Below are 10,759 nucleotides of genomic sequence, written 5' to 3' on the forward strand. Positions count from 1 at the left end.
ATAGATTTGGGTTCACTACTTAAGAGCCTTTAACAGCTCATTTTCAAATGTTTTCTTCACAAAAATATTTATGATTTCTGGTGAAGATATCTATTTAAAAATTAGTGAATATGTAATTATATTCATCTAATAAGTCATATAATAATTTAATATTACTTAGTTTAAGATTTATATTATGTAGTATACCTTATTTGTTGCATTAAACACAATCTGCACTCTAAAAGATCTTAATTTATTCTACTGCTGGTTTATTTATAATTATTGTGCATATAAATAATTTCTATTTAGTTTATTAATCAAATTAAATATTCTTTCTCCCAAGATTTGCATAATAAGATAATTGCTTATTCCATGTATAATATCAAATTGAAGCCCAGAGATCCAATAAGCTATACCGGCATTCAAGCCTCCAAAAACTGCATAAGGGATTGCATAAAAAAAGCCAAATAATACTCCAAAAATTCCAGAATAAACTGCCAATTTAAAATATTCTCCTTCAATAAACTTACTAAAAGTAAATGTTATAATACATAGCATTGGCCATAATATTGCATATCCAAACCACCAAACTCCAAATCCATAAGTTATTCCCATAATAAAAACAAAAGTACAAACAATGTATAAGGCTTTTCTTCTAAAAATTAATGAGAATAATATTATGAGTAAACTGACAATCTCAACATTAGGTATAAAACTCAATATGAGCTGTGAAGCAGAAGTAAGGCCCCCAAGCGCCCCAAATAAAACAATTTCCTTTGTATCAATCTTCATTTTCACTTCACCATCCAGTAGTTAATTTAGAAATATTTCCACTTATTATGCCTCTTTTAAATTGCATTTATCCAACACTAAAAATAAAATTCAGATAAGGATTAAGCCCCATCTGAATTTTTATATAGTTATTTATCTTTATCAGTTTTATAAATACCAAATTTCAAAATTTCCAGATACTTATAGAAATCTTCTGTAATTTCCTCATAATTGTTAAAAATCTCATCCATCGAGACATTCTTGTACTTCTGAAGATACTTATTTAAAAGTCCATCCATGCATATCATTATTAACTCAATAGCTTTTTGCGGGTCAATTTCTTTTCTAAATTTAGATGTATCTATATTCTGAAAAGCTTCTGGTAAATACTTTGATATATAGTTATTGTACCTTTCAGTAAGTTCTTCTTTTAATGATTCAGGCATATTAGATATTGCTGAAAATACTAATTCATTCATTAGAGGTTCCTCTTGAATTACTTTCATTTTTCTTATACCCATCCTAATAAATCTTTCAAATATATCCTCTGGTTCAATATCTTTAAGATTGTAGTATTTTTCGATCAAGTTATTAATACAGTAATCAAAGATATATAAAAACAAATTTTTCTTGCTTCCAAAGTAATGGAATAATATTCCCTTGGAAATATCGGCTTTTTTTACAATAGAGTTTGTAGACGCTTTATCATATCCATTTGCTGCAAATTCTTCAATAGCCGCATCTAATATTCTTTTCTTTTTCTCCTCCTGTAAACTTTCAAATTTATCTATCAAAGTTACAATCTCCTATCTTAGCTTATTTAATTTTGAACAAACTTAACCTTCATTCCTTCTTTTATACTATTATCAGGTTTTTGCAGTACTCTTTCTCCTTCACGAAGCCCATCTATTACCTCTATTGCTTTTTCACTTTCTATACCTTTCTTAATTTGTCTTATAACAGCTTTCCCATTATCTACAACAAATACACAAGAATTTCCTTGATAATCGAATACAGCACTATCAGGTACTATTAAAGTATCACTTTTAGTTTCAGTTATTATTTTAATATCTAAATCATAACCAGGTTTTAATAAGTCTACATTATCACTAATTTCAATAGTAACTGGCACTCTTTTTTGATTAACTCCCAATGAAGATGTTATGTTTTTCGCTTCCGGTGCTATTTTTACAATTTTGCCTTTTAAAATTGTATCTCCAATGGCTTTTCCACTTATGTCAACTTCATTACCTATTTTAACCTTATAAATATCATCAGACAATATATCAGCTTCCAATTCTAAGCTATTAACATTTCCTATTAAGAATGCTGCTGCTCCAGGTGCACCAATAGAATTTTCATCTACAAGCTTTTCCAGAACAATGCCATCAATTGGTGATAGCACTTGTTGTTTTTCAAGCTCATTCATAAGTTCATCTTTTTGAATAACAGCCTGTTCAAGTCCAGCTTCATATCCAGCTTTCACATAATCAGGTGTCCCCCTTTTTGCTTCTTCTAATTGGCTGCTTGAGGATTTTAGCGTTGCTTCAGCAATTTTAAAAGTATCACTATCAGCATCAAGATCTTGTTTGCTTATAGCCCCTGCTTCATAAAGAGTCTTTGAGTTTTGTAACTTTCTTGATGCTGAATCGTAATCAGCTTTTGCTTTATCAACATCTGCTTGGGCAATTTCAATCTTATTTAAATAATTAGAAATATCTGCACCTGAAAGCTGAGCTTTTGCTGCTTCAATCTTTGAATCTGCGTCTTGAAGCTTTAGTTCTAAATCTTTTTTATCCATTGTTAATAATACATCATTCTTTTTTACTGCGTCTCCCACGGAATATTTTATGCTATTTATTTTTCCTGATCCTTCAATGTATACTGTTTGTTTTTCATTACTTTGAACTACAGCTGTATCCTCAATAAATTGATTTATTTCACCTCTTTTTACAACTGAAGTTTCAACCGTTTGTCCTTGTTGCATCATTAAATATACTGATACACCTGCGATACATGTTAATACTACAGTTACTCCAAGAAATAATTTCTTTTTTTTCATTTATAATTCATCTCCTCTAAAAGACATTACCTTTTCTATTCTTTATTTTTTAAAACTTCTAACATGTCAATAGATTTAATTTTTCTCATTAATATAAGATTCGTAATAAAGGTAAAAGCGAGAGTAAGAATAACTGTTATAACATAACTCCTTAGCTCTACAACATATGGAATAGTATAAGATTCTGTACTGCTCATTTTCATCATGTAGCTTCCAAGCCACTTTCCAAAAGGTAATCCAACAAACATTCCAAAAATAGAGATAATATAATTTTCATGAAAAATCAATTTTTTGATTTCATTGTTTGTAAATCCTAACACTTTTAAAGTTGCTAATTCCCTTTGTCTTTCAAAAATATTTATTGTAGCAATATTGTATAAAACAGCTATAAGCAGTATTGCTGCAAGCATAATCATTGTTCCTACAGATGATTGGGTTGCTCCCATATTCTTTAAAAGAGCATTAAGAGAATCCGATTTTGATTCCACTGATGTTACCCCTGGCATATCTTTGAGTTTGTTCTTTACTTCACTTTCAAAATTATTACTGTCCAATTTTAGCACTGCGGAACTTGCAATCATCCCTTCACCAAGCATGCTTTTACAATTATCCATAGAAGTATAAACACTTAATCCAAGATATTGAACTATAATTCCCTTAACTATGGCTTCCTGCTTCTCTTTTCCTGGGTAAAAAAATTTTATATTAACTGTATCATTTACTTTTACGCCTAACATATCTGCAAGTTTTTCAGATATAAGTATTCCATTACTTGGAAGGCTAATTCCACTTCCATTGCTATCTTGAACCCTATATATTTGAGGTTCTTTTACAAGTGCAGTAAATCCTACATCTTTACTTTTCCATCCATTTGATATTTCAACACCTGTTTCTAGAACAGGCTCCAGTTGCTTTACATGATCTATATTTTTTATACTATTTAAATCCTCAACACTAATCAGTTTAGAAAATATAACTTTAATATCATAATTTTGAATGCCTTCATATTGTTCTTTCATCATAAAATTAATAGAATCATTCATACCCAAGGCAACTAAGAGTATGGCTGAGGAAAATATAATTCCTAGTGAAGTAAGTACAGCTCTTCTCTTATATCTAAATAAATTTCTTATGATAATTTTTCCTAAGTAGCTAATACTCCTCCATATGAATTCAATTTTTTCAATAAGTGTCTTCTTGCCACCTTGGGGTGATTTCTCTCTCATAGCTTCACTAGGAGTAATTTTGAAAATAATTTTACAAGAATTATATCCTGCAAACAAACAAAATAATAAGGTTAATATAAACGCGGGGATTACAAACTCTCCATAAATTTTTATATCCCCTAAAGGCAAATTGAAATATTGATTATAAAGTTTCGTTAATCCGAGCCCCATGTAAGTTCCAAGTATAGAACCTATTAAGCTTCCGATTACTGCAATGATAGCTGAGTAGCTCATATAATAAGTAAGCACTTGTAAATTGGTAAAGCCCAAAGCCTTTAATACTCCTATCTGCACCCTTTGATTTTCTACCATTCTACCCATCATTATATAAATGATAATTGAAGCAACCATAAAAAATATAACTGGGAAACTGCCCCCCATAGATTTCAATTGCTTTATTTTCTCACTTATCATTTTACTGCTTGTTTGTTCGTCTCTATCAATAACACTTTTAACGCCGTAATTTCTTAAAACTTTTTTGATATCATCTTTTGCATTCTCTACGTTGCTTCCGCTGGAAAGTTTAATAGAAATGTTATTTACTAACCCTTTATAATCAAAAATTGCTTCTCCAAAGGACTGTTTTATATAGATTATTCCAAATTTTTTGTTATCAGACATTATTTCACTGGAATCCTTTAAGGTATATACAAATTCCGGACTTTTAACACATCCAATAACTTTAAGCTTAACCTTGTTTCCATTTATAATTGGATAAATATAGTCTCCTAAACTTAGATTATTAGCCTTAAAAAAGTCTTCATCTAAAAGGCATTGATTGCTGTCATCTTCTGAAAAATACCTGCCTGATTTTATCACAATATCATTAACTATATCTTTCTTTATATCAGGAAGAGTTATAAATCTTAATGTTGCATTTTCTTCTAAAATATTTATACTTGCATCATTAACAATTCTTTCACTTATCATCTTTACATATGGAAGCTTCTCAAGCTTATCTTTTACACTTGCTGGTGCCTTATAAAGATCTACCCAAATATCTGCCAGCCTATATTCCTCATAATATTGTTCACTTGAATTAGATAGATTCCTGAACACAGAATTTAATGCTGTATAAAATGCAACACCTAAAATAACAATTATTAAAATAGAAATAAACTGTCCTTTTGATTTTTTTATATCTCTAAGTAAATTCCTAAATAAAATATTCATTACCATTCAATCCTTTCAGGTGACTCTGGATTTTCATTAATGGTTATGGATTCCACCATACCACTTTTCACCTTAATAACCCTGTGAGCCATTGCTGCTATAGCAGCATTATGAGTAATAACTATTATTGTTTTATTGGAATTTTTATTAATATCATAAAGGAGCTTTAAAATTAATTTTCCCGTAACATAATCTAGAGCTCCAGTAGGTTCATCACACAAAAGTAATAGTGGATTTTTTACCAATGCACGTGCGATTGCAACTCTTTGCTGCTGGCCTCCTGAAAGTTGCGCAGGAAAGTTTAATGCCCTGTCGCCGAGTCCCACATCCTCCATAATATCCTTAGCGTTTAAGGGATTATCACTTAAGGATCTCACTAATTCTACATTCTCAAGAGCTGTAAGATTAGACATTAGATTATAAAATTGAAATACAAAACCTATATTTTTCCGTCTATACATGGTGAGTTCGTTATCGGAATACTGAGTTATGTTCTTGCCATCTACAATCACTTCTCCAGAAGTAGGCCTGTCCATTCCGCCGATCATATTCAACACAGTGCTTTTTCCCGATCCACTGGGTCCTAATACTACAACAAACTCACCTCTGCAAATTTCAAAGGACATCTTATCAGAAGCTTTTACTGTGACCTCTCCCATGGTATATTCCTTTGTAACCTCTTTTACTATAACAATAGGATCCTTCATAAAAATCACCCCATTCAGCTTTTGACCACTAGGTCAATATACTGTTATTATGCTCCCTTTTGACCATGTAGTCAATAGATTGTTAATTAATTTTTCTGTAAAATAAAAACACCTGCAATTTTGTAATTACAGATGTTTTAAACTTTATGTATTAGAATCTAGTTAATTCTAAATTTAAGAATTTCATTGGATAAAGTTGCAGAAAGCTCGTCTAAATGTATTGAGGCTTCACTAAGGTTTAAGAAAATGCTTTCCTGTTTATTAACCATCTCTTGAAAACATAAGGCACTTGCTACAGATTCTTCACTTATAGCTGATGTATTTGAAACCGCTTCATTAATTTTTTTATTTTCATCCAATAATATTTTTGCAATTTCAGATATATTGAAACTCATGGATTTAATTTTTTCAATTTCCTCTTCAATTCCACCAAATATGCCTATTATATCATCTATAGAGCTAGTACCTAAACTTACATAATTAATACTGTCCTCCATTGAGATTACAGCATTTGATATTTGATTTTGAATTGCTTGTATTTCATTTGAAATCTCCTGAGTAGCGCCTGCAGATTGTTCAGCCAATTTTCTAACTTCATCAGCAACTACAGCAAAGCCTTTTCCATGCTCCCCTGCTCGTGCAGCTTCAATGCTGGCATTTAGAGCCAAGAGATTTGTTTGTTCGGATATTGCTGATATGGCAGTGGTTATATTTGCGATGGTCTTAGATTTTTCTGAAAGCTCAGTTATAACGCCTGAGGAAACACTTACACTCTCCTCCATCTTATCTAACAATTTTACTGTTGAATCTAAACTCTTTGAACCATTTAAAGTCCTATCTTTTGTTTCAGCTATCATTGTATCAATATCATTACTTATTTCAACTAGTTCCTTTGATCTATTTTCCACACTGTTAACTGATATAATAATCTCTTGAATTTCCTCAGCTGTATTTCTAGCTCCCAAAGTCAAATCTTCAATTGATTGTCTAATGTTTTTACCTTGTTCAACCACTTCTGAACTGACATCCTTGTAACTATTCGAAGATTCAACAACAACTTCTGAAACATCTTTTATTTTGATTATTATATTTTTCAAGTTATTTATCATCTTATTAAAAGTAATATTAATTCTACCAAGTTCATCCGAAGATTCTGGAAGAGTACTAGTTAAATTTCCTCCTGCTACTTCATCAGCTATTAAAGATATTTTTAAAAGTCTATTAAAGAACCTTCTTAATAAAATAGTTAGCGTGATAATTAAAAATACTATTGCTAAAGTACTAACAATACAAATTAAATATAGTAATGAATTTAAACTAGAAGTATACTCTTTTGTAGGAACCTCAAGAAACATATACCAATCTGTTCCTTCAACATGGGCTGAAAATAACATTTTTGTTTCATTATTTTCCTTATACTCTCCTAAAAAGCTATCTTCAGAAAGCGCCTTTTTAACCAATTCTGAAAAATTACCATTAGAACTTTTAAGTAAGTTAGTTTCATTAGTATCTGAATTATCTTGCTTGTATAAAACAGTACCATCCTTACCTAATATGTATACCTTATCTGTTTGTCCAATATGAAAATCTGTATTTTCTTTAAAAACTGTAGAGACTAGAGAAGCACCACTTACAAGACCAACAATTTTATTATCTTTCGGATCTCTTACAGGACACTCCATAGATATTATTAAATCTGAAGCATTTTGCTTATCGGGGAATGGATTTGATATTATGTTGTTTCCCTGCATAACCTTTGGAAATGTCTCTTCTGAACTTATATCAACAACCACATTATTCTGTAATGTTAATTTTCCTGAAGAATCAGATATTCCAAAGCTATTAAAGACTCCATCATAATTTTTTTGTTCCTTTTGAAAATAAGGCATTATTTCATCGTAATTCATGCTGGATACTAACTGAGTATTTGCGATTACCTCTACCTGCGATAATCTTGATTTGACCCATGAAGATAGGTTTTGAGCATGTATTGTAACAGTTTGTTTTCCTGAACTCTCCATAGAAGATAATATTAATTTCTTTGAATTTATGTATTCTATGTATGTTACCACACTAATAAGTGTAATAAAAATTAGTGAAATAACAGCAATGGCTTTAATTTGCAAAGACTTTCCTTTTCTCAATACAATTCCTCCTTAGATAACCACAGGCTTAATTCCTAGCGGCACTATATAAATACTAACTAAACCATTTATGAAACATATATTACTTAATAAATTAATATGTAAGGCTACTCCCCCTTTTATAAAAAATAAGGCCAATAATAAGTTAACAAACTAATTATCGGCCGGTTGCACCACTAACTCCCAATTCTCAAGGTGCCCAAATAAAGAGAATTTTTCACAGTTTCCATTTTCTTTTTTATTAACATATCTATATATTTGAAAATAAATATACATATTATTAATAAAAACTATATTTTTTTATCATATACGAAATATTACCACATTGATACAACTAAATCAATTAATAGGTTATTAGGTTTATATTGTATAAAAAAACTTATTTCTACTTTATGACACTTTTTGACTAAGTATTAATAAAAAATACGAGTCTTATATTTGAAAATTTTAATTTAACAGTTAAATTTCTTAATAAACAATATCTAACTAAATTAAATAAAGAGTTAAAAATAAAATTGAAAAAGAAGGGCTAATGCTTTCCCTAAGAAATATATTCTTAGAAATTGCCTTTGGTACCCTCCTCTTTAATTTGTCACTTATGACTTATTAAAACATTTCCTTAAATAATCTACTTTCTTTTACATCTTGTGTTATTTTAGCAATATTGCTAGTATCGCCAATTAAAATAGCTCCACATAAACGATTATTTGCGAAATAGTATTTTGTATATGTCTTTTTGACTGGATCTTTGAATTCTACTGTTTTATATTGGATTTCTGGATTCTTTCCATTATCCCCAATTGCATATAATGAAGTATTTGCCCCATTAAATGTTAATGCCGCATCTACTGTTTCATAGACTAATGAATCACCTGCTGCATTAGCACCAGCTACTTTTCCCATTTCCAAAGCTTGTGGCCATATTCCATAGTTTATTCCATTGTATTCTGAGCAATCTCCACATGCATAAACATCTGGAATATTTGTTTCCATTTTTTCATTTACAACTATTGCTCTATTAATATTAATTCCAGCTTCCTTAGCTATCTTAGAGTTAGGTGTAATTCCACAAGATATAACTACTAAATCCGCTGCAATAACTTCTCCTCCATTAATTCTAACTCCAGTAACTGAATTTTCACCCTCAATTTCATCAATTTTTACACTTAACTTTACGTCAATTCCTTTGCTTTTAATTATTTCTTCAAGGAATTTTCCACCTTCATAATCTAATTGGCGCCCCATTAATTTATCTGCAAGTTCTAATACTGTAACATTACATTTTGCTTTTGTTAATTCCCATGCAGCTTCAAGGCCTAGAACTCCTCCACCTATAACAACTACATTCTTTACTTTCGGTAACAATTCTATAATTTTGTCTGTATCAGAAATTCTACGAATTGCTATAACCTCTTTTTTATCTTTTCCCGGAATTGGTGGAACAAAGCATTCAGCACCTAATGCATATATACATTTATCATATTTCAATCTAATGCCATCTTTGAAAAGTGCCTCTTTGTCCTTTGTATTAATTTCAACTAATTCTCTATCGAGCACATTAGTAATATTATTTTCCTTATACCACTCTTCGTCATGCACAGCAATTTGTTTAGAGTTAAACTTAGCTATCATAGATTTTGTTAACATTGGGCGATTATATCCAAGTACATTTTCATTTGAAACTAAAACTATTGAGCATGTCTCATTTCTTTCCCTTATAGCCGTCGCGGCACTAATACCAGCTGCACCATTTCCAAGAATCAAATAAATTTCATTTGTATTTTTCTTATAGTCAGAATCCTCTACTTCAACTGATATGAAGTTTTCTTTTCCAACACCGCAAACTGGACATATTTCAAGACTGGAATCAAATATTTCTCCGCATACTAAACACTTAACTAATGTTCTCTTTGCAGATTTCTTCTTTGGATTTTCTTTATTTTGCAAAATGCATCCAAAATTATATCCATAATCATAAGCCTCACTTAGTTCACTATTGCTTGGCTTAAATTTAATTCGGAATCCATCATCAACGACCTTCAATTTAAGTTGTTTTAATCTTTCTATTATGTGAGGAACTCCCTCACCGCTCCAGCCATAGCTTCCAAAGGCACTAGCAAGTTTTCCTCCATGAGTTCTAGCAAACATTTTTATGGTCAAATCCCAAATTGGCTCTAATGCTTCCCCAACAATTGTAGGTGTACCAAATAAAATACCATCTGCAAATGCTAATTCTTCAATAACTTTTGTCTTATCATCTTCAACTAAATCATAAGCTCTTACGTCAATATCTCCACTAGCTTTTATACCTTCGGTTATTTTACCTGCTAGTTCTTTAGTATATCCATAGGCACTCACATAAGGTATAATTACTGTTTTTCTTGGATTTGGATTAACTACAGTACACCACTTCTTATAAAGTTCTATGATTTCATCAATTCTACAATCTATAACCGGACCATGTCCTGTGCATATCATATCTATGTCTAAATCCTTAATCCTATCTAACGCCTTAGTCATAAATGGATTCTTAAATGGTCCAATAATACAATCAAAATAATACTTAGTTGCTCTTAAATATCCTTCATTATCTGTAACTTTGCTTAACAAAACCTCATCAAAGCTATAGTGGGAACCAAAAGAATCACAAGTAACTAAAGTCTTATCTTCTTCAATATATGTATACATTGTATCAGG

7 protein-coding genes and 1 riboswitch are annotated in these 10,759 nt (G+C 30.6%); all 7 genes read right to left on the reverse strand.

The window, feature by feature from the left end:
* Positions 1 to 258: 258 nt before the first annotated feature.
* On the reverse strand, positions 259 to 771 hold the full coding sequence (locus COL3_RS11655; protein ID WP_099716627.1) for a hypothetical protein: 513 nt from the start codon (positions 769 to 771) through the stop codon (positions 259 to 261).
* A 128-nt stretch (positions 772 to 899) separates the two neighbouring features.
* Positions 900 to 1,544, reverse strand: coding sequence for a TetR/AcrR family transcriptional regulator (locus COL3_RS11660; RefSeq protein WP_008421916.1), 645 nt, complete (start codon positions 1,542 to 1,544; stop codon positions 900 to 902).
* A 26-nt stretch (positions 1,545 to 1,570) separates the two neighbouring features.
* Positions 1,571 to 2,812, reverse strand: coding sequence for an efflux RND transporter periplasmic adaptor subunit (locus tag COL3_RS11665; protein ID WP_008421915.1), 1,242 nt, complete (start codon positions 2,810 to 2,812; stop codon positions 1,571 to 1,573).
* A gap of 35 nt (positions 2,813 to 2,847) precedes the next feature.
* Positions 2,848 to 5,211 (reverse strand): FtsX-like permease family protein, encoded by a 2,364-nt coding sequence (locus tag COL3_RS11670; RefSeq protein ID WP_008421914.1) that lies wholly within the window; start codon positions 5,209 to 5,211, stop codon positions 2,848 to 2,850.
* Positions 5,211 to 5,918 (reverse strand): ABC transporter ATP-binding protein, encoded by a 708-nt coding sequence (locus COL3_RS11675; RefSeq protein ID WP_008421913.1) that lies wholly within the window; start codon positions 5,916 to 5,918, stop codon positions 5,211 to 5,213. Before COL3_RS11675 ends, COL3_RS11670 begins: the two co-directional genes overlap by 1 nt.
* A 158-nt stretch (positions 5,919 to 6,076) precedes the next feature.
* Positions 6,077 to 8,062 carry a methyl-accepting chemotaxis protein gene (locus COL3_RS11680; protein WP_008421912.1) on the reverse strand — a complete coding sequence of 662 codons (1,986 nt, stop codon included), beginning with the start codon at positions 8,060 to 8,062 and terminating at the stop codon, positions 6,077 to 6,079.
* A gap of 153 nt (positions 8,063 to 8,215) precedes the next feature.
* Positions 8,216 to 8,299, reverse strand: a riboswitch (cyclic di-GMP riboswitch).
* A 369-nt stretch (positions 8,300 to 8,668) separates the two neighbouring features.
* The coding region (locus COL3_RS11685; protein ID WP_099716628.1) for an FAD-dependent oxidoreductase at positions 8,669 to 10,759 on the reverse strand (2,091 nt) is incomplete at its 5' end.

Origin of the sequence: Clostridium sp. LS (genome assembly GCF_002760435.1) — a bacterium.
In the GTDB taxonomy this organism is placed as follows: domain Bacteria; phylum Bacillota; class Clostridia; order Clostridiales; family Clostridiaceae; genus Clostridium.

Coding starts and splice junctions, on each gene's coding strand:
- COL3_RS11670 (WP_008421914.1), bottom strand. CDS start 5,211: ATGAATATTTTATTTAGGAATTTACTTAGAGATATAAAAAAATCAAAA.
- COL3_RS11655 (WP_099716627.1), bottom strand. CDS start 771: ATGAAGATTGATACAAAGGAAATTGTTTTATTTGGGGCGCTTGGGGGC.
- COL3_RS11675 (WP_008421913.1), bottom strand. CDS start 5,918: ATGAAGGATCCTATTGTTATAGTAAAAGAGGTTACAAAGGAATATACC.
- COL3_RS11665 (WP_008421915.1), bottom strand. CDS start 2,812: ATGAAAAAAAAGAAATTATTTCTTGGAGTAACTGTAGTATTAACATGT.